Origin of the sequence: Breznakia blatticola (assembly GCF_004365815.1) — a bacterium.
In the GTDB taxonomy this organism is placed as follows: Bacteria; Bacillota_I; Bacilli_A; order Erysipelotrichales; family Erysipelotrichaceae; genus Breznakia; species Breznakia blatticola.
Window position 1 is genome coordinate 1 of the sequence record NZ_SODD01000007.1, and the last position, 19545, is coordinate 19545.

Annotated in this window: 31 protein-coding genes and 1 riboswitch; of the genes, 29 read left to right on the forward strand and 2 right to left on the reverse strand. The window is 36.1% G+C overall.

Annotated features, from left to right (window positions below):
- Window positions 1–99 precede the first annotated feature (99 nt).
- From EDD63_RS03135 to EDD63_RS03165, 7 genes are all read left to right on the forward strand, one after another.
- Complete coding sequence (locus EDD63_RS03135) at window positions 100–849, forward strand: reverse transcriptase domain-containing protein (RefSeq protein WP_134168411.1); 750 nt, start codon at window positions 100–102, stop codon at window positions 847–849.
- A gap of 252 nt (window positions 850–1101) precedes the next feature.
- Complete coding sequence (locus EDD63_RS03140; RefSeq protein WP_134168413.1) at window positions 1102–2514, forward strand: APC family permease; 1413 nt, start codon at window positions 1102–1104, stop codon at window positions 2512–2514.
- Window positions 2515–2613: 99 nt separating this feature from the next.
- Window positions 2614–3918, forward strand: coding sequence for a M18 family aminopeptidase (locus EDD63_RS03145; protein ID WP_134168415.1), 1305 nt, complete (start codon window positions 2614–2616; stop codon window positions 3916–3918).
- On the forward strand, window positions 3918–4526 hold the full coding sequence (locus EDD63_RS03150; protein WP_134168417.1) for a hypothetical protein: 609 nt from the start codon (window positions 3918–3920) through the stop codon (window positions 4524–4526). The genes EDD63_RS03145 and EDD63_RS03150 overlap by 1 nt, the downstream gene beginning before the upstream one ends.
- 59 nt (window positions 4527–4585) lie before the next feature.
- Window positions 4586–5332, forward strand: a complete 747-nt coding sequence (locus EDD63_RS03155; protein WP_134168419.1) for a CPBP family intramembrane glutamic endopeptidase — start codon at window positions 4586–4588, stop codon at window positions 5330–5332.
- Window positions 5329–5748, forward strand: a complete 420-nt coding sequence (locus EDD63_RS03160; RefSeq protein ID WP_134168421.1) for a recombinase — start codon at window positions 5329–5331, stop codon at window positions 5746–5748. The genes EDD63_RS03155 and EDD63_RS03160 overlap by 4 nt, the downstream gene beginning before the upstream one ends.
- Window positions 5749–5817: 69 nt before the next feature.
- Window positions 5818–5929, forward strand: a riboswitch (TPP riboswitch).
- A 40-nt stretch (window positions 5930–5969) separates the two neighbouring features.
- Window positions 5970–6482, forward strand: coding sequence for an energy-coupled thiamine transporter ThiT (locus EDD63_RS03165; protein ID WP_134168423.1), 513 nt, complete (start codon window positions 5970–5972; stop codon window positions 6480–6482).
- A gap of 67 nt (window positions 6483–6549) precedes the next feature.
- Here EDD63_RS03165 and EDD63_RS03170 read toward each other — a convergent pair whose 3' ends face one another.
- Entirely contained in the window at window positions 6550–7230 is a 681-nt protein-coding gene (locus EDD63_RS03170) for a response regulator transcription factor (RefSeq protein WP_134168425.1), read from the reverse strand.
- A 373-nt stretch (window positions 7231–7603) separates the two neighbouring features.
- Here EDD63_RS03170 and EDD63_RS03175 point away from each other — a divergent pair, with 373 nt between their 5' ends.
- Window positions 7604–7915, forward strand: coding sequence for a hypothetical protein (locus tag EDD63_RS03175; protein WP_134168427.1), 312 nt, complete (start codon window positions 7604–7606; stop codon window positions 7913–7915).
- A 129-nt stretch (window positions 7916–8044) separates the two neighbouring features.
- On the opposite strand, the gene EDD63_RS03180 is transcribed toward EDD63_RS03175, so the two are convergent.
- Window positions 8045–8617, reverse strand: a complete 573-nt coding sequence (locus EDD63_RS03180; RefSeq protein ID WP_134168429.1) for a hypothetical protein — start codon at window positions 8615–8617, stop codon at window positions 8045–8047.
- Window positions 8618–8840: 223 nt separating this feature from the next.
- On the opposite strand from EDD63_RS03180, the gene tnpA reads away from it, so the two are divergent.
- The 21 genes from tnpA to rpsE all read left to right on the forward strand — a co-directional run bounded on the left by tnpA (window position 8841) and on the right by rpsE (window position 19532).
- Entirely contained in the window at window positions 8841–9239 is a 399-nt protein-coding gene (gene tnpA, locus EDD63_RS03185) for an IS200/IS605 family transposase (protein WP_134168564.1), read from the forward strand.
- A gap of 11 nt (window positions 9240–9250) precedes the next feature.
- A complete protein-coding gene (tnpB, locus tag EDD63_RS03190; protein ID WP_134168431.1) occupies window positions 9251–10378 on the forward strand; it encodes an IS200/IS605 family element RNA-guided endonuclease TnpB in 1128 nt (375 codons plus the stop codon).
- Between the two features lie 438 nt (window positions 10379–10816).
- The gene (rpsJ, locus tag EDD63_RS03195; RefSeq protein WP_067425805.1) at window positions 10817–11128 is read left to right on the forward strand and encodes a 30S ribosomal protein S10; all 312 of its coding nucleotides are present in this window, start codon (window positions 10817–10819) and stop codon (window positions 11126–11128) included.
- A gap of 12 nt (window positions 11129–11140) precedes the next feature.
- Window positions 11141–11884, forward strand: a complete 744-nt coding sequence (gene rplC / locus EDD63_RS03200) for a 50S ribosomal protein L3 (RefSeq protein ID WP_134168433.1) — start codon at window positions 11141–11143, stop codon at window positions 11882–11884.
- 3 nt (window positions 11885–11887) lie between these two features.
- Window positions 11888–12517 (forward strand): 50S ribosomal protein L4, encoded by a 630-nt coding sequence (gene rplD, locus EDD63_RS03205; protein WP_134168435.1) that lies wholly within the window; start codon window positions 11888–11890, stop codon window positions 12515–12517.
- Window positions 12517–12807: a 50S ribosomal protein L23 gene (rplW, locus tag EDD63_RS03210; RefSeq protein WP_134168437.1), complete on the forward strand. Its 291-nt coding sequence runs from the start codon at window positions 12517–12519 to the stop codon at window positions 12805–12807. The genes rplD and rplW overlap by 1 nt, the downstream gene beginning before the upstream one ends.
- A 56-nt stretch (window positions 12808–12863) precedes the next feature.
- Window positions 12864–13697 (forward strand): 50S ribosomal protein L2, encoded by an 834-nt coding sequence (gene rplB, locus EDD63_RS03215; protein ID WP_134168439.1) that lies wholly within the window; start codon window positions 12864–12866, stop codon window positions 13695–13697.
- Between the two features lie 21 nt (window positions 13698–13718).
- Window positions 13719–13991 (forward strand): 30S ribosomal protein S19, encoded by a 273-nt coding sequence (gene rpsS, locus EDD63_RS03220; RefSeq protein ID WP_067425820.1) that lies wholly within the window; start codon window positions 13719–13721, stop codon window positions 13989–13991.
- Window positions 13992–14005: 14 nt separating this feature from the next.
- On the forward strand, window positions 14006–14341 hold the full coding sequence (gene rplV, locus EDD63_RS03225; RefSeq protein WP_134168441.1) for a 50S ribosomal protein L22: 336 nt from the start codon (window positions 14006–14008) through the stop codon (window positions 14339–14341).
- 10 nt (window positions 14342–14351) lie between these two features.
- Entirely contained in the window at window positions 14352–15164 is an 813-nt protein-coding gene (gene rpsC / locus EDD63_RS03230) for a 30S ribosomal protein S3 (RefSeq protein WP_067425825.1), read from the forward strand.
- 2 nt (window positions 15165–15166) lie between these two features.
- Complete coding sequence (gene rplP / locus EDD63_RS03235) at window positions 15167–15580, forward strand: 50S ribosomal protein L16 (RefSeq protein ID WP_067425828.1); 414 nt, start codon at window positions 15167–15169, stop codon at window positions 15578–15580.
- A 3-nt stretch (window positions 15581–15583) separates the two neighbouring features.
- A complete protein-coding gene (rpmC, locus tag EDD63_RS03240; protein ID WP_067425830.1) occupies window positions 15584–15781 on the forward strand; it encodes a 50S ribosomal protein L29 in 198 nt (65 codons plus the stop codon).
- A 14-nt stretch (window positions 15782–15795) separates the two neighbouring features.
- Window positions 15796–16056, forward strand: a complete 261-nt coding sequence (gene rpsQ, locus EDD63_RS03245; protein ID WP_134168443.1) for a 30S ribosomal protein S17 — start codon at window positions 15796–15798, stop codon at window positions 16054–16056.
- Window positions 16057–16074: 18 nt separating this feature from the next.
- Entirely contained in the window at window positions 16075–16443 is a 369-nt protein-coding gene (rplN, locus tag EDD63_RS03250; protein WP_067425836.1) for a 50S ribosomal protein L14, read from the forward strand.
- A 13-nt stretch (window positions 16444–16456) separates the two neighbouring features.
- A complete protein-coding gene (gene rplX / locus EDD63_RS03255; protein WP_134168445.1) occupies window positions 16457–16765 on the forward strand; it encodes a 50S ribosomal protein L24 in 309 nt (102 codons plus the stop codon).
- A gap of 12 nt (window positions 16766–16777) precedes the next feature.
- Window positions 16778–17338, forward strand: a complete 561-nt coding sequence (rplE, locus tag EDD63_RS03260; RefSeq protein ID WP_134168447.1) for a 50S ribosomal protein L5 — start codon at window positions 16778–16780, stop codon at window positions 17336–17338.
- Window positions 17338–17523, forward strand: coding sequence for a type Z 30S ribosomal protein S14 (locus EDD63_RS03265; protein WP_134168449.1), 186 nt, complete (start codon window positions 17338–17340; stop codon window positions 17521–17523). The genes rplE and EDD63_RS03265 overlap by 1 nt, the downstream gene beginning before the upstream one ends.
- An 18-nt stretch (window positions 17524–17541) precedes the next feature.
- Entirely contained in the window at window positions 17542–17937 is a 396-nt protein-coding gene (gene rpsH / locus EDD63_RS03270) for a 30S ribosomal protein S8 (RefSeq protein WP_067425848.1), read from the forward strand.
- 23 nt (window positions 17938–17960) lie between these two features.
- Window positions 17961–18509: a 50S ribosomal protein L6 gene (rplF, locus tag EDD63_RS03275; RefSeq protein ID WP_134168451.1), complete on the forward strand. Its 549-nt coding sequence runs from the start codon at window positions 17961–17963 to the stop codon at window positions 18507–18509.
- Window positions 18510–18524: 15 nt separating this feature from the next.
- On the forward strand, window positions 18525–18881 hold the full coding sequence (rplR, locus tag EDD63_RS03280) for a 50S ribosomal protein L18 (RefSeq protein WP_134168453.1): 357 nt from the start codon (window positions 18525–18527) through the stop codon (window positions 18879–18881).
- A gap of 60 nt (window positions 18882–18941) precedes the next feature.
- On the forward strand, window positions 18942–19532 hold the full coding sequence (rpsE, locus tag EDD63_RS03285) for a 30S ribosomal protein S5 (protein ID WP_279586076.1): 591 nt from the start codon (window positions 18942–18944) through the stop codon (window positions 19530–19532).
- The last annotated feature ends 13 nt before the right edge of the window (window positions 19533–19545 follow it).

The following is a 19545-nucleotide window of genomic DNA, read 5'->3' on the forward strand; positions in this document are numbered from 1 at the left end:
AAAAAGTCAATTTATAGTTTCCAAGATTATCTCAATGGAAATAATAAAATGACTTTTTCTTTGTTTTTCTAGTCATATCTATTTGATGTTTAACAACTTATAAGTCCGAGCCAAGAAGGAGTACCGCAAGGTGGTCCATTAAGCCCAATCTTATCAAATATCTATTTGGACACATTTGACAAAGAGTTGGAGGAAAGAGGTTTGCGATTTGTAAGATATGCCGATGACTGTAATATATTCGTAAAGAGTGAAATGGCAGCAAATAGAGTAATGAAGTCAATCACATCGTGGCTAGAAAGGAAATTATTCTTAAAAGTGAATGCGACGAAAACGAAAATCGTGAGACCAACAAGAAGTCAATTTCTAGGCTTCACGTTTTTCAAAAATGGTCCCAAATGGAAATGTAAACCTACTGATGATAGGAAAGCAAATCTATACGCGAAACTGAAGGAAGTACTCCTCAGAAAACATGCAACATCAAGACCATTGGCAATAACATTTACAAGAGTAAATCAAATCGTTAGGGGATGGATAAACTACTTTCGTATTGGAAGTATGAAAACTTTCCTTGAAGAATTTGGTGGATGGTTACGACACAAGATAAGAGTCATAATCATAAAGCAATGGAAGAAACCAAAACGAATCTATATAAATCTAGAAAGATTAAACCGAGCACAACGCTTTAATTTCAAACATGAAGAAATATTTAAGGTTGCAAACTCAAGGTTGGGTTGGTATCGGAGGTGTGGAATGGATATAGTAAATTTTATCCTAAGTCCAAAAGCTCTAGCAGTAAAGAAAAAGGATAGACCAGGGTTGGTCAATCCTCTTCAGTACTATCTAAGATAGTCGTGTTTAATACATATGTAGCGCCGTATACGAGAACCGTACGTACGGTGCAATGGGAGGGGCGAAAGATTTTACTTTCCCTCTACCCTATTGTAGATGTGTTAACGATCTAAAATGGGGACATATTTTATGGTTTTTGTCGTTCGTTATAATTGTAGAAAGCATGCATTTTAGTTATTATAATATAAGTTAAGATTCATTGTGTAATTGATTTTTTAGGGATATAATAATAGGGTTCAAAAAGGAGGAATTATGGGAAAAATCAAAAAAATTAAATGGTATAACCTTGCCTTCATGGCGTTCTCATCTGTGTGGGGATTTGCCAATGTTGTGAACGGTTTTTCAGAGTACGATGGATTGAAAGCAATCGTTGCTTGGGTCTTAATCTTTGCATTGTATTTTGTGCCATATGCACTAATGGTTGGAGAAATGGGTTCAGCATTCAAAAACCTTGGTGGAGGTGTAAGTTCTTGGATTCAAGAAACAATATCACCAAAAGTTGCGTATTATGCAGGATGGACATATTGGATTGTCCATATGCCATACATTTCACAAAAGCCACAAAGTGCGCTTGTTGCATTAAGTTGGGCGGTAACACAAAGTCCAGATTTGACAAACAATATGAGCCCCATCTTATTACAGATTGGTTGTCTTATCATCTTCTTAATTTTTGCTTGGATTACTTTACAGGGTATTAACCCATTAAAAAATTTAGCAACAATTGCTGGAAGTAGTATGTTTGTGATGTCATTACTATATATATTATTAATGGTTGCAGCTCCTGCAATTGCACCAGACCGTATTCATGCAATTGATTGGAGTTTGGATAGTTTCATTCCAACTTTTGACTGGAAGTATTTAACGAGTTTCTCGATTTTAGTATTTGCGGTTGGTGGTTGTGAAAGAATCTCACCATATGTTAATAAAATGAGTGATCCTGCCAAAGGATTCCCTAAAGGTATGATTTTCTTAGCCTTGATGGTTGCAGCTTGTGCCATTCTAGGTACGATTTCCATGGGTATGATGTTTGACCCTGCAAATCCACCACAAGACTTAATGTTAAATGGTGCATATTACTGTTTCCAATTATTAGGTGAGTACTACCATGTTGGTAACTTATTCTTAATCGTATTTGCTTTATGTAACATGATTGGGCAATTGTCTGTACTTATCGTATCAATTGATGCACCATTACGTATGTTACTTGATTCAGCAAATCCACATTACATTCCAAGTTGGTTAACAAAACAAAATGCCAAAGGGGTGTATACAAATGGAGTGAAGATGGTTGTCATTATCGTAAGTGTCTTAATTATCGTTCCAGGATTATTACCAGGTGATGTAAACAGTATGTATAAAGGATTGATTCAATTGAACTCTGTGGCAATGCCTCTACGTTATCTATGGGTATTTGTTGCCTACATGGCACTTAAGAAAGCAGGTTCAAAATTCGATAGTGAATACAAACTGACAAAAAGTAAAACAATCGGTATGATGATTGGAGCATGGTGTTTCTTATTTACTGCCTTTGCATGTTTACTAGGTATGTTTAAAGGAGACATTGGACAAATTGCAATGAATGTTGTTACTCCACTAGTTCTACTAGGTCTTGGATTGATTATGCCAGCCTTTGCTAGACGTGAAGAAAGAAATAAACAAGCATAATAAAAGCGTGGGGGATGACCTCACGCTTTTTCTAGGTAGAGTCAATAGATTGAAAGCATAATAAGTGATATAATCACAAATGAAAGGAAGGTGCTTTATATGTCAGACAATAAAGAACTATTACACTTTTTAGAAAAAAGTAAAACACAATTTCATGCCATTCATGAGATTAAACAAATATTAGATACAAATAATTATGTAGAATTGAAAGAACAAGACCGTTGGGATCTAAAAAAAGGTGGTAAGTACTATACAACAAGAAATGGATCTGCCATTATTGCATTCCAAGTTGGTGAACAAATTGATGACTTACATTTCCAAGTAAGTGCAGCCCACTCAGATTCACCAACATGGAAAGTAAAAGAACATGCCCAATTAAAAGCAGGACCATATGTACAATTAAATACAGAAGGATATGGAGGAATGTTAATTGCTCCTTGGTTTGATCGTCCATTGTCATTAGCTGGACGCGTTCTTGTAAAAGAAGGAAATAAAGTCGTAAGCAAACTTATAGACATTGACCGTGATCTATTAATCATTCCAAATGTGGCAATTCACTTAAACCGTGAAGCAAACAATGGATACAAATACAACAATCAAATTGATTTGATGCCTTTATTAGCAATGGATAATAAAGATGATGCGATGTATCTAAAAATGATTGCCCAAGCAGCTGGAGTAAAGGTTGAAGATGTCGTAAGTCATGATATGTATTTATACAATCGAACAAAACCAACAACATTTGGTTACAATAATGAATTTATTGCATCTGGTAAAATCGATAACTTACAAAGTGCATTTACAACTTTACAAGGATTTATCGCTGGTAAAAATGATCAAGCAATTAATGTATACAGCGTATTCGATAATGAAGAAGTTGGATCTGCAACTCGTATGGGAGCAGGCGGAACGTTATTATACGATGTATTACAACGCGTAGTTACAAATTTAGGATATACAAGTGAAGACTATTATCAAGCAGTCGCAAAAAGCTTCATGCTTTCTGTGGATAATGGACATGCCATTCATCCAAATCATCCAGAGTTTTCAGACAAAAATAACCATCCAGTATTAAATGGTGGAGTTGTTATTAAATATAATGCGAATCAAAAATATACAACAGATGGATTAAGTGCTGCAGCATTTATGTCTTTATGTAAGGAAAACAATATTCCATACCAACCATATGCAAATCGTAGCGATATGCCTGGAGGGAGTACACTTGGAAGTATTTCATCAACAAACGTAGGGATGTTGGCAGTTGATTTAGGACTTGCACAACTAGCTATGCACTCAAGTTATGAAAGTGCAGGAGCAAAAGATCCACAACATATGATTGATGCTTGTAAAGCATTCTTTAGTACAAACATGATTGTAAGTGATGAAGGTGTACAGGTCGGCTAATGGATCAAAGAATGATCGAAGCCTATGAATCAGAAAAACAAGCACTTGAGCCTAAACAAAAAGCACAACTTGAATCAGTGGAACAACTGCTTTTCTCTAATAAAGAGTATCGTGAACAAGCATATGATTATTTGCGTCTAACGCTTGAAGATATCAAAGCAGGAAAAACTTTACCGAAAAGTTTAAAGACGTATATCAGTCAACTAAAAAACAGCGGACGACTCCATCAAGTAAGTGAAGATGAGATTAAACAAGATTATGAACACTACCGTATTCTATGTATGTGGATTGCGGTAGCAAGTTTACTTATCTTGCAATTTGTGAAAGCATGGCTAAATGAGAATTATATCGTTAGTTTCTCTGTGGATGTCATCTTTCCGATCTTTGGAGCATGGGTTTTATTTAAGAACTTAATCGGTAAACGTAAACTTGTTGAAAAGCATAAGTTTCCTAAAGCGTATTACACACTAGATTATCCAGTGTTATTTGTATCGTTGGTACTAAGTGTATTGATACGAACTCCATTCGATGTGAGTTTTGTCTTAGTTGCTTTGATTCAAGTATTCCAAGTACACAAAATAAAGAAAGAATTTCAATTGATAAAGTAACTGATAGATGTTGGTTACTTTTTCTTTTGGTTTTCACTAAAATTACGTATAATAGGGATATGAATAAATTTATAAAAACGTTCAGTAAGTGTTTGCTGCTTGTGTTTGTGTTGCTACTTGTGTATCGATTATATTTTGCATGTATTGTGACAAAATTTATTAGTGAACCACTAGATATCAAACAGATGTTGATAAATAGTAGAATTTTACCTAATGCAATAATGTTGTTTTTGATTGCCCTCTGGATGCGTGTGAAAAAGGTGAGCTTTCATGAACTGGGATTTGTTAAAATGCAGAAAGAAGGATTTGTTGATTGCTTTTACTTCTTACCAATTGTTGGTTTGTTACTTGTAATTTTTCTTACTATGCAACCATATGCGCCTATGGATGTAACAATGTGGATTATGGTGTTAATTGAGATCTTTCTCATAGCAATTATTGAAGAAGTCATATTTCGTGGGATAATTTATCGTGCATTACTACCTTATGGAAATTTAGTGACACTTTTTGGAACAGCGATTCTATTTACGATTGCACACATAGGCAGTTTGACTGAAATTTCAAGTGTCAATAATGAGTTAGTATTCTATTTACTAAGTTCGATGATGTTCTATTTTACAGTGTCATTAATGTTTTCGTACATACGTTATAATGCAAAAAGTATCATTCCTTGTATCGTTTATCATGTGTTGCACAATTTGATTGTCGTAAATACGAGTTTTGATGTTTTCTATCTAATTGCATTTTTTACAGCATATGCATATGCAATGCATGTTTATAATAAAAGAAAGGAAAGAATTGTATGATGTATGAAGAAAACCGAGAGAAAAATGTAAAAGTAAATGAGAAATATTTACAAGATTTTCTTAAGTATTTGATTGCTAATGGACTTAGCGAAAAAATGAGTTACAAGCATGTATATAACATGGATTTCTACTTGAATGATTATCTCAATTATTATGAGGTAGTGAAGATGAAAGATGGAGTAGAACACGTTGATGAATTTTTTATGGATTGGTTCAAACGCAAAGCTATGTGGTCAACTCCTGCAAGTTATAAACAAAACTTCACAAGTTTGAAAAAGTTTTATGGTTATATGTGTGAAAGAAATCTTGTATCAAAAGAGACATACGAAGAATTGCTAAGTACCATACGTGAAAGAAAAGCAATTTGGCTCAATGAAATTGATAGATACAATACACCAGATGATTTCATGTTCTAAAGTATTGAAATATAGATATGTCTAGTAAATCGTTATTGCGATTTTGCTAGACATGCCATATAATAAAGGAAGTTCAGACAGGGGCGCTATCCATTACGGTGGACGCTGAGATGTACGAAAGTACGGTCCCTTATGACCTGATCTAGTTAATGCTAGCGTAGGGAGTCTATCGATATGATATATCACTACGCCTGCCGTTTCATTATGGAGGTGTTTTTTTTATGAAAAAGAGCAGTGTTTTAGAACTTGTATTTATGGCGTTTTATGTAGCGTTGTTTATGGTCTTAGATTATATGACCAATATGCTATCGATTTTACAAATGCCACGAGGAGGATCTCTAGGGATTTCGACGATTGCCTTATTGATGGCAAGCTATCACTTAGGATGGCAAAAAGGTTTAATGGTTTCTTGTGTATCCATTTTGGCTCAATTTATTACAGGTCCAATGTATACACCGGATTTAATTGGATTCTTGCTTGATTACGGAATTGCGTTCTCAGTATATGGACTTGCTTGTCTATTGCCAAATATTGGCTGGTTTTATACTGGAATCTTAGCAACAAACCTTATCCGCTTTATGAGTAGTACTTTGTCAGGTGTTCTTGTATGGGATACACAGTGGTGGGCATCTGTAACGTATAATGCATCGTATATGATTCCTACATGTATTCTTGGATTAATTTTAATTCCAGTGTTAGATAATGCATTAAAAAAATACACAAAACGAGTGTAATAAAAGATTCAAACAAAAGGATGGAAACCCAAGTATCATGGGAATCCATCCTTTTTGATGTGATTAACTATTCATTCCATATATAACCATAACTACGTATAGCCGATATTGCTTGAATGTTCAGTTTGGAACGCAGTCGTTTGACATGTCCATCAATCACGCGAAAATCAATATCCTCAACTTCTGTGACCCAAAGCCGTTTTGCGATGATTTCACGACTTAAAGCAGAGCCTTTATATTCAAGAAACATAGACAACAATTCAAACTCTTTGTTTGTGACATGTATTGGTTTTTCTTCCTTAAAGACAAGTCGTTTGTCCGTGTCGATAGAAATCGCTTCTTTTGTAGAAAAAAGCATGTAACCTTGTTCATTTTGCTCAATCGTATCTTTACATAACACTTTATGAATATATGTAGTCAAGACAACGTGACTTCGATTGGTATTAAAGTAGAAATCAATTCCATGATCGAATGTATTGATTTCGATTTCATCGCTTTGATATGAAGACAACATGATACTGCGGAAAAAAGGTTTCATTTCCCGTAAAATTAGAATCAATCTGATTCCATCCATTTCCTTCATTTGATACTCACTGATTACAAGGTCATATGATTTCTTTGCAAAAAGTGCAATGGCATGGATTGGGCTTGTTGAACAATCAACACTATGTCCATATAATTCGATACTTTCTTTTAATTTCGAGGTGTATGTACTCGATGGTTTTACTAATAAAATTTTTTTATTCATACTAATTCCTTTACTCTAATATTCTAGTAAAAGATACCCGCGATATAACACACTATAAAATATTAACAAGATATAATGATTTGCACAATAGATTTTATTCGATTTCTTAAAACTTATTAATTCATTGGCAAATTTTGTAAACATATTTTACATAAACGACACATACCATTCGTAAAACATCACAAAAAAATGATGTACATTCAATGACCTTTGAGTTGCTAAAAGGAGCATTGCAATAATTTTTCTAAGATATATAGTACGAAACGTGTGTAGATATAATATGCATGATCGTAGTTAGTACTGAGAAAGGAGAACTGAAAAAGTTAACGACATGTTTGTTTAAAAGACATGGGGTGTAAAGAAAGGAATTGGATTGTATGGGAAAAAGGGAATTCGATTTATAGCAGTCATTATCATATTCGTATCTATGTTTACAAATACGCAACAAATTAAAGCGGCAAAGCAAGAACATGTAAAATATAATAAAGTAGAAATTGTAGCGATAGAAAAACATAATGATGCTAGTAAAAGTGTACAATCAACAAAATTTGATTTAAACCAACAAAGCACAAATCAACTGTCAACTAATGATGAGATAGCGCATGTGTGTATCATGATTTGTGCATTAGGGGTATCATGTTTGATTCTTGCATACATAGGAAGAAAAGTATATAAAAGTAAATAAATCAATAAATCGTGTGAATGTAAAGGAAACTCTATATATTATATATAAGGAAAAGAAAATGTACCTATTGGTTAAAAAAAGCCGGTAGGTACATTTTTGTGTATTTATTACTTTGTGGCTTGCTTGCTGTTAATTGAACTGGATTGAGTCAATAGTAGATGAATCACTATCAATATAGAAGCGTACAGTTCCGCTGTCTGTTTTCAATTCAGCTCTAGCGCTTCCATCAATTTGAAGTGGTTTTTCTTGATCCAACCATTCAGCAAGTAAGTCTTCATCGATATCACGAATATCAACTCCATTGTAGAAGAATGTATCTGCTCCAACTACATGTGTGCGGTAGTCGATCGTAAATGAAACGATCGTACCATTTTCAAGAGCGTTTTGGTATTCAGTTCCTACACTTCTTTCATCACCTAACCATGGTGTAGAAAGAGTGATGTCGATTGAAGAATACCCATCATCATACATTACATCAAAAGTCACAGTTTTGTCAGTCTTGTGAATTTTCCCTGAATACATATATGCAGTAGATGGTGTTAATTCTTTTAATGTATCAATGGTTTGTGTCCCATCAAATACAATATTGTTTCCTTTGATTGTTAGTACGTTAGGAAAAATCTTCGCTTCCTTTTCTGCTGGCGTGCTTTGACAAACGCAAAGCATACATGTTGTTAATAATACTGTAATTAATTTTTTCATAGTTTCCTTATTTTTAACTTTTAGCGTCAGAAGTCGCCCACTTCAACGGCGATAAGTAAGTGGGTGATGAATGACACCTTATGTCTTTATTAACACAAATAAATGACTCCTTTGTTTCAAGCAGTAAGGCGAATTATTGTGTGATAATTATTGTTGGTGATATTCCTACATGGTATAATCAGTATGAAGGATATATCATTCTACATTAGAGGTTATATATATGATAAAACTAGATAATAATAATCATTCGGTGTTCGCACTATATTACCATCTAATCCTTACAACTAAGTACCGTAGAGAAGTAATCGATGAAACTATCGCTAAGGAATTAGAGAACCACTTTATTCGAATTGCTAAAAACTACCATATCAAGTTGCAAGAACTCAACTTTGAAACAGATCATGTGCATATTTTGTTTAAAGCACATCCCAACAGTGAACTTTCTAAGTTTCTAAATGCTTATAAATCTGCTAGTTCTCGTTTGGTAAAGAAAGAACACCCAGAAATCAAAGACAAACTATGGAAGGAAATGTTTTGGTCAAAAACATTTTGCTTACTAACAACTGGTGGTGTCACAATTGACACAATAAAGGAGTATATTGAAAAACAAGGAGAAGCATAAGTTATCCACCTATGAAACAAGTGAAAAAAGCATTCGTATATCGTATCTATCCAAATGACTTGCAAAAAGAAATGTTTGCGAAGACTTTTGGTTGTGCTCGTAAGATATGGAATTTGATGTTAGATGATCGAATCAACAGTTACAAGCAGTACCACGAAGATGCTACGCCAATAAAAGAAACAACACCAGCAATGTATAAGAAAGATTATCCCTATCTTAAAGAAGTGGATAGTTTGGCACTGGCTAATGAACAAATGCATCTACGTCGTGCGTTTACAAATTTCTATCGTAATTCAAAGACTGTAGGTTATCCAAAGTTCAAAAGTAAGAATCGTAATCGAAACAGTTATACGACAAATAATCAAAATGGGACGATTGCCATTATTGATAAACAAGGAATCAAACTACCAAAGGTTGGTGTAGTTTCGATGGACTATCATCGTGAACATACAGGAAAGATAAAGAGTGCAACAGTTAGTCAAGATGCAACTGGTGCCTATTATGTAGCCATCCTATGTGAAACAGAAGTAGAGGCATTTGCAAAAACAAATAGTAGCATAGGTGTTGATATGGGTATACATCACTACGTTGTTCTTTCTGATGGTACCAAGATTGAAAACCCAAAGTATTTAAAAAAAGATATGCAACGACTACAGAAATTACAACGCAAACTTAGTCGAAAAGCTGAAATCGCAAAAGCCAAAGGTATTAAATTAGAAGATGCTAAGAATTATCAAAAATTAAAAATAACCATTGCTCGATTGCATAAACGCATTTATAATCGACGTCATGATTTTTTACATAAATTATCAACCTATCTCATCAAAAACCACGATGTAATTTGTGTTGAAAAACTAAGTGTAAAGAAGATGTTAGAAAGTCATTTAGCACAAGCAATCACAGATGCAGGTTGGACAAAATTTCTTGCTTTACTAAAATACAAGGCAGAATGGTATGGAAAGTCAATCAAAGAAGTCGAGCCATACTATCCATCTACACAGATATGTCATGTCTGTGGGAGTAAGGAATCAAAAAAAGCGCTCCACATAAGAGAATGGGAGTGCAGTAGTTGTCATAGTTATCATGACCGTGATATCAATGCAGCAATGAATATCCATCAACATGGACTAGCTATATAATTGAATAAAACACAATAAGGTCTAGGAACAGACCTGTGGGGTATATAGGAGCAACCGCTGATACAATATCAAGTACACTCTGTTTCCACGAAGCTCACACTTTAAATCGTTAGATTAAGTGGGGGTAGTTCACCACGAGATATATCATATCGAAATGACATTTATAAAGTCAAGTTGATTTCATTTAGTAACTTACATATATAGTTAGAAAAATATCGATATTTTTGTGAATGTATAGTCCAAAAAAGATTCATAAAAAAGACTAAAAAAATAATCAAGAAAATGCTTGCAAACCCAGTATTATAGGGTTATAATACTAACCGTGACCGCAATGAAGTGCGAGGTTGCTGACACACCGATACCCGTTGTCATGAGGTGGTGTGTTGGGGAATTCACATGGAGCGAGTCTATAGTTCATATAGATGAAAGGAGAACATCATGGCAAAAAACAGTGTACGTATTAGACTAAAAGCGTATGAACACAGAATCTTAGATGCATCTGCAGAAAAGATCGTGAAATCAGCACAATCTCACGGTGCGAAGAAAGTCGTTGGTCCAGTTCCACTACCAACTGAAAAACAAGTGGTAACAATTTTGAGAGCGGTACATAAGTACAAAGACTCACGTGAACAATTCGAAGTTAGAACGCACAAGCGTTTAATCGAAATCGTTGGGCCAACTGCTGAAACAATTGATTCTTTACAAAGATTAGAATTGCCAAGCGGAGTGGACATCGAAATTAAATTATAGGAGGTGAAAACTATGAAAGGTATTTTAGGACGTAAAATTGGAATGACTCAAGTTTTCACTGAAGACGGAGTTCTTATTCCGGTAACTGTAGTTGAAGCTACACCAAACGTAGTACTACAAAAGAAAACAGTGGAAAACGATGGATACGAAGCTGTGCAATTAGGGTTTGAAGATGTTAAAGAACAAAGAGCTACAAAAGCTAGCAAAGGGCACGCTGCAAAAGTAAACACAGCACCTAAGAAATTTGTTCGTGAATTCCGCGGAAGCGACATGGCTGACTTAGAATTAGGTTCTGCTGTTAGCGTTTCAATCTTTGAAGCAGGAGACATCGTTGATGTAACTGGTACTTCAAAAGGTAAAGGGTTCATGGGAACAGTTGTTCGTAACAACGCAAAAATTGGTCCAAAATCTCACGGTTCTGGACACCACCGTCACATCGGTTCATTAGCTACTGGAGGGATTACGTCTCGTAAAGGGAAAATCGACAAAGGTACAGTTATGGCTGGACAAGAAGGTGGATACAAAACAACAAACCAAAACTTAGAAATTATCGAAGTTAATGAAGCTGGTAACTACCTATTAATTAAAGGTAACGTGCCTGGACCTAAAAAAGGGTTTGTTATGGTAAAAGCCGCAGTTAAAAAAGACAAAACAGAAGCAAAAACATTAATTTCTTACGAAGTTGAAGAAGAAGTTAAAGCAGAAGCTTTAGTTGAAGAACAAGCTGTAGAAGCTAGTGAAGCAAAGGAGGCGTAGACGATGGCACAGATTAATGTAATCAACCAAAAAGGTGATAAAGTTAAAGACATCGAATTAAACGATGCAATCTTTGGTATCGAACCAAACCAACAAGTAATCTTCGACGCGATCGTTATGCAACAAGCAAGCAAACGTCAAGGAACTGCTGACACGAAAAACCGTACGGAAGTTCGTGGTGGTGGACGTAAACCATGGCGTCAAAAAGGTACTGGACGTGCGCGTCAAGGATCTATCCGTTCTCCTCAATGGAGAGGTGGAGGAATTGTATTCGGTCCAACACCAAGAAGTTACAAATATAACTTAAACAAAAAAGTTAGACGTTTAGCTTTAAAATCAGTATTATCTGAAAAAGCAATCGAAAAAGAAATTATCGTAGTTGATAAATTCGAATTAGCTGCTCCAAAAACTAAAGATTTCAAAGAAATCATTACAAACATTGGTGCAGGAAGAAAAACATTATTCGTCGTTGATAGCTCAGAAGACTATGAAAATGCATTCTTATCATTACGTAACATTGACTCAATGAGTATGTTACTTGCTGATGGAATCAACGTTTACGATATCGTAAATGCAAACAAATTAGTATTCACAGAAGCTGCAATGAAAAAGGTTGAGGAGGTGCTTGGATAATGAATAACGCTAGAGATATTATCATCCGTCCAATCATCACGGAAAAATCAATGAGATTTATGGATGCTGAAAACAAAATCACATTCGAAGTTGCAAAAACTGCAAACAAGACTGCGGTTAAACAAGCAATCGAAGAAATCTTCAACGTTGATGTTGTTAAAGTTAACATTATGAACGTTAGACCAAAAGCAAAACGTATGGGTAAATACGAAGGAAAAACAAAAGCAATTCGTAAAGCCATCGTTACAATTAAAGAAGGTCAAGAAATTAACTTATTCTCTGCTGAATAAGACGAGGAGATTCACGCTATTTCTCGGTAAAAAATGCGTTAGGAGGAACATGTTAAATGGGTATTAAATTTTATAAACCAACCACACCTGGTCGTCGTGGTATGACAAGTTTAACGTTCGAAGAAATTACGAAAACAACTCCAGAAAAAAGTTTAACGGAAACGTTAAGTAAAAATTCTGGTCGTAACAACCAAGGACGTATTACTACTCGCCACAAAGGTGGAGGTCACAAAAGACTATACAGAATTATCGATTTCAAAAGAAACAAAGATGCAATTCCAGCAACTGTTGCTGCAATTGAATACGATCCAAACCGTTCAGCTAACATCGCGTTATTAAACTACGCTGATGGTGAAAAACGCTACATCCTTGCACCAAAAGGATTAGAAGTTGGAGCGAAAGTTGAATCAGGAAGCAACGCTGACATTAAAGTTGGTAATGCACTTCAAATGAAAGACATTCCAGAAGGTACAACTGTACACAACGTGGAAATGAAACCTGGAAAAGGTGGACAACTTGCACGTAGTGCTGGATGTTCAGCGCAAATCCTTGGGTTTGAAGACAAATATGTAACATTACGTTTATCAAGTGGTGAAGTTCGTCGTGTAACTGCTGACTGTCGTGCAACAATCGGTGTTGTAGGAAACGAAGACCACAGCTTAGTAAATATTGGTAAAGCTGGTCGTTCACGCTGGAAAGGTGTTCGCCCAACAGTTCGTGGATCAGTAATGAACCCTAACGATCACCCTCATGGTGGTGGGGAAGGACGTACATCAATTGGACGTAAATCTCCAATGACACCTTGGGGTAAAAAAGCTATGGGTGTTGTTACTCGTAAAAAGAAAAATGCTTCGGACAAAATGATCGTTCGTCGTCGTAACAGTAAATAAGGCAAAGGAGGAACATGTTAAATGAGTCGTAGTCTTAAAAAAGGACCATTCTGTGATGATCACTTAATGAAAAAAGTGGAAGCAGTTAACGCGTCTGGAAAAAAAGAAGTAATTAAAACTTGGTCTCGTAGATCAACAATCTTTCCACAATTCGTGGAACACACTTTTGCCGTTTACAATGGTAAAGAACACTTACCAGTTTATGTTACAGAAGACATGGTAGGTCACAAATTAGGTGAATTCGTGCCAACGAGAAAATACTCTGGACACGGAAGCGATAAGAAAACGAAATAGAGGAGGAACTAACAATGGAAGTTAAAGCAACAGCAAAAACTCTACGTATTCCACCAAGAAAAGCTAGATTAGTTTTAGATCTTATCCGTGGAAAAGATGTAGAAGAAGCAGCAGCTATCTTACGTTTTACACCAAACTTCGCTGCAGAAGCAGCTGGTAAAGTGTTAAACTCTGCCGTAGCAAACGCTGTAAACAATCACGATTTAAATGAAGAAAAATTATTTGTAAAAGCATGTTATGCAGATGAAAGTGTTACATTAAAACGCTTCATGCCACGTGCTAAAGGATCTGCAAGTGCAATCCACAAACGTACTAGTCACATCACAGTTGTTGTGGCGGAAAGAGATTAGGAGGTAACTCATGGGTCAAAAAGTAAGTCCAATCGGATTACGAGTTGGTGTTATTAGAGATTGGGAATCACGTTGGTTCGCAGAAAAAGATTACGCTGACTTATTGTTAGAAGATGTTAAAATCCGTGAATATTTATTCAAAGAACTTAAGAGTGCTCAAGTCTCTAAAGTTGAAATCGAAAGAACAAAAAGCCGTGTTGATGTAATCATCAAAACTGCAATGCCAGGTATGGTAATTGGTGGTAACGGTGGTGAAAACGTTGAAAAACTGAAAAAAGCTTTAGTTAAGCTTACAAACGGTAAAAACGTATTCATCAAAGTACTAGAAATTGCTAACCCTTATTTAGATGCAAAATTGGTAGCTCGTAACATTGCTGACCAACTTGAAAACCGTGCATCATTTAGAACTGCACAAAAACGTGCAATTCAACAAACAATGCGTGCTGGGGCAAAAGGAATCAAAACAATGGTTTCTGGTCGTCTTGGTGGAGCTGATATGGCTCGTAGCGAAGGATACTCTGAAGGAAACGTTCCTTTACATACACTTCGTGCTGACATCGATTACGCATGGGAAGAAGCTGCAACGACTTACGGTCGTTTAGGAGTTAAAGTTTGGATCTGCCGTGGTGAAGTATTACCAGGACAAATGGTTCAAGAACCAGAAGCTCCAAAAGCTGACATGAGAGATCGTCGTCGTGGTGGACGTAACAACCGTGGTGGACGTAACGATAACCGTAACAACAACCGCAACCGTAACGCACAACAAGCAAAACCAGCAACAGCAGCTGCACCTGCACCTGCTAAGACTGAAGGAGGTAATTAATTATGTTAATGCCTAAAAGAACAAAATACCGTAGACCACACCGTTTAAGCTATGAAGGTCGTGCAAAAGCAGGACGTGACATCGCATTCGGTGAATACGGATTAATGGCTGATAACGGTAACTACATCAGTAACCGTCAAATCGAGGCTGCTCGTATTGCCATGACACGTTACATGAAACGTGGTGGTAAGGTTTGGATCAAAATCTTCCCTCACTTAGCAAGAACAGCAAAACCTCTAGAAGTACGTATGGGTTCTGGGAAAGGTGCTCCAGATAGCTGGGTAGCAGTAGTTAAAGCCGGAACAATTATGTTTGAAATCGCTGGAGTTCCTGAAGAAGTTGCACGTGAAGCATTCCGTTTAGCAGCTCACAAACTTCCAGTAAAATGTAAATTCGTTAAGAAAGGAGAAAAGTAAACTATGTTAGCTAAAGAAATCAGAGAAAAAAGTAATGATGAATTACTAAAAGATATCGATACACTAAAAGAAGAACTTTTCAACCTTCGCTTTCAACAAGCAACAGGAGCATTAGAAAACTCTGCTCGTATGAAAGATATTAAGAAAACAATTGCACGTATTAAGACAGTCATGGGCGAACGCGCTCGTGCTGCAGAATAGGAGGATGTGCTGATATGGAAAGAAACGCTCGTAAAGTACTTCGTGGTACAGTAGTGTCTGACAAAATGGACAAGACAATTACAGTTCTTGTAGAAACAAAGAAAACGCATCCTTTATATGGGAAACGTGTAAAATATTCAAAAAAGTTTAAAGCACATGATGCTAACAACGAAGCTAAAATCGGAGATAAAGTACTAATTATGGAAACTCGTCCATTAAGTGCTACAAAACGTTTCCGTTTAGTTGAAATCGTTGAAAAAGCAGTCGTGTTATAGGTCTAGGAGGGTAATTTTATGATTCAAAATGAAAGTAGATTACGCGTAGCGGACAACACGGGTGCTAAAGAAGTTTTGGTTATTCGTAACTTAGGAGGATCAAAACGTAAATTCTCTAACATCGGTGATATCGTTGTATGTACTGTTAAACAAGCGACTCCAGGTGGAACTGTTAAAAAAGGTGACGTTGTAAAAGCCGTTATCGTTCGTACAGTTTACGGAATCCGTAGAGAAAATGGAACATACATCAAGTTCGATGACAACGCAGTAGTAATTATTAAAGATGACAACACACCACGTGGTACTCGTATTTTTGGACCAGTGGCTCGTGAACTTCGTGAGAAAGACTTTATGAAAATAGTGTCTTTAGCTCCGGAAGTACTATAAAGGAGGTATCTTTGTGAAAATCAAAAAAGGTGATAAGGTTCAAGTTATTACAGGATCTGACAAAGGTACTGTAGCTGAAGTTAAAAAAGTTTTCCCTAAAGAAAACAAAGTAATCGTTGAAGGTGTTAACATGAAGAAAAAACACTTGAAACCAACACAAGAACAACCTGAAGGTGGAATTGCTGAATTCGAACACCCAATTCACGTTTCAAACGTAATGGCGTACGATGCAAAAGCAAAAAAAGCTTCTCGTATTCAATATAAAGTTGAAAAAGGCGAAAAAGTTCGCGTTTACGCTAAGAGCGGAAAAGCTGTAAAGTAGGAGGAACAACTTATGGAAAATAATGCATTATATGACAAATACATTAAAGAAGTTAGTCCTGCTTTAATGAAAAAATTTGAATACAAATCAGCAATGGAAGTACCAAAGATTGATAAAATTGTATTAAACATTGGACTAGGTGAAGCAGTAGCTAACCCTAAAGTGTTAGATGAAGCAGTAGCTGAGTTAACACAAATCACTGGTTTAAAACCAGTCGTTACAAAAGCGAAAAAATCAATTGCCAACTATAAATTAAGAGAAGGTATGCCAATTGGTGCTAAAGTTACATTACGTGGAGAAAAGATGTATGACTTCTTATACAAATTAGTTAACCTTACACTTCCTCGTGTACGTGACTTCCGTGGAGTTTCAACATCTGCATTTGATGGACGTGGAAACTACACATTAGGGATTAAAGAACAAATTATCTTCCCTGAAATCAACTATGATAAAGTAAACAAACTTCGTGGTATGGATGTTGTAATTGTTACAACTGCTAAAACTAACGAAGAAGCAAAAGAATTATTAACTGAAATGGGTATGCCTTTCAGAAAACAAGGAGGACAACACTAATGGCTAAAAAAGCGATGATTTTAAAATCACAAAAACCGCAAAAATTTAAAGTTCGTGAATACACTCGTTGTGAACGTTGTGGACGTCCTCACTCAGTATTAAGAAAATATAAATTATGTCGTATTTGCTTCAGAGAATTGGCTTACAAAGGTCAAATCCCTGGTGTAAAGAAGGCTAGTTGGTAAGAAGGAGGAATAGTTATTATGATTATGACAGACCCAATTGCGGATATGTTAACACGCGTAAGAAATGCTATTCAAGCACGTCATACAACAGTAGATATTCCTGCAAACAAAGAAAAAGTTGAGATTGCAAAAATCTTAAAAGCAGAAGGATTCATTACAGAATACGAAGTTAATGGAGACGTTAAGAAAACATTAACTGTAACGTTAAAGTATGGACCAAACAATGAAAAAGTAATCAACGGAATTAAGAGAATCTCTTCTCCAGGACTTCGTGTATACACAAAAGCAGAAGATATGCCACGTGTATTAAACGGACTTGGAATTGCGATTATCTCAACAAGCCATGGATTATTAACTGACAAAGAAGCTAGAGCTAAAAACGTTGGTGGCGAAGTAGTCGCTTACGTTTGGTAGTCTAGAATTACGGAGGAAAAGTAATGTCACGTATCGGAAATAAAGCGATTACCGTTCCTGCAGGTGTAGAAGTAAGTATTTCTGCAGCGAATGAGGTGACTGTTAAAGGTCCAAAAGGAACTTTATCTCGCCAATTCTCTCCATTAATGGATATTAAACAAGATGGAGAAATTATTACAGTTGCTCGTGCAAACGAACAAAAACACACAAAACAATTACACGGAACTACTCGTGCCTTATTAAACAACATGATCGTTGGGGTACACGAAGGTTACGAAAAAGACTTAGAACTAGTAGGGATTGGATTTAAAGCCGCTCTTAAAGGAAAAGTTCTTGAGTTAATTGTTGGGTATTCACACCCAGTTAACATCGAAATCGAAGAAGGATTAACTTGCGAAGTTAGTTCTCCAACTGCTATTAAGATTAGTGGAATCGATAAACAACGCGTTGGTGAATGTGCAGCCAACATTCGCGCAGTAAGAAAACCAGAACCTTACAAAGGAAAAGGTATTCGCTACAAAGGTGAATACATCCGTCGTAAAGAAGGTAAGACTGCTGCTAAGAAAGGATAATAGGAGGACACAATTATGATTAACAAAACAGCTAGAAATGTAGAACGTAAACGTCGTCACGTACGTGTTCGTAAAAAAATCAGTGGTACTCCAACATGTCCACGTTTAAATGTGTTCCGTTCAAACGCACACATTCATGCACAAATTATCGATGACGAAAACAGAAAAACTTTAGTATCAGCTAGTTCAGTATCAATGAAATTATCTAACGGTGGTAACGTTGAAGCTGCTAAACAAGTTGGTAAAACAATCGCTGAGTTAGCAAACAAAGCGAAAATTGAAAATGTAGTATTCGACCGTGGTGGATATGTTTACCATGGACGTGTAAAAGCATTAGCCGAAGCTGCTCGTGAAGCAGGGCTTAAATTTTAGGAGGAACTCATGATGGAAAACAAAGAAACAAATGTTGTTGAAGAAGTGAAAGCTCCTGAAGTGGAAGCTGCTACACCAGCAACTCAAGAAAAAGCGGCAGCTCCTGAAGCTAAGAAAAACTTCAAGAGAAATGACCGTAGACCACAAAGAAAACCAAGAAGAGATCGCAATGAAAAAGAATTCGAAGAACGCGTAGTTACAATTAATCGTGTTACAAAAGTAGTTAAAGGGGGACGTCGTTTCCGTTTCTCTGCTTTAGTTGTAATCGGTGATGGTAAAGGTCGTGTTGGATTCGCTACAGGAAAAGCAAATGAAGTTCCTGATGCAATCAAAAAAGCGGTCGAAGCTGCTAAGAAAAACGTATTTACAGTACCAATGGTTGGAACTACAATTCCTCATGAAATTACTGGAAACTACGGTGCAGGTAGCGTATTCTTACGTCCAGCTACAGAAGGTACAGGGGTAATCGCCGGTGGTGCGGTACGTGATGTACTAGAGGTTGCAGGAGTTAAGGATATCCTTACTAAATGTCTTGGTTCACGTACACCAATTAACATGGTGCGTGCGACAATTACAGCTTTAGAAGAACTTAAAACTGTAGAAGATATTGCACGTCTTCGTGGAAAAAAACCAGAAGAGATTCGTGGTTAGTAGGAGGGTGCAC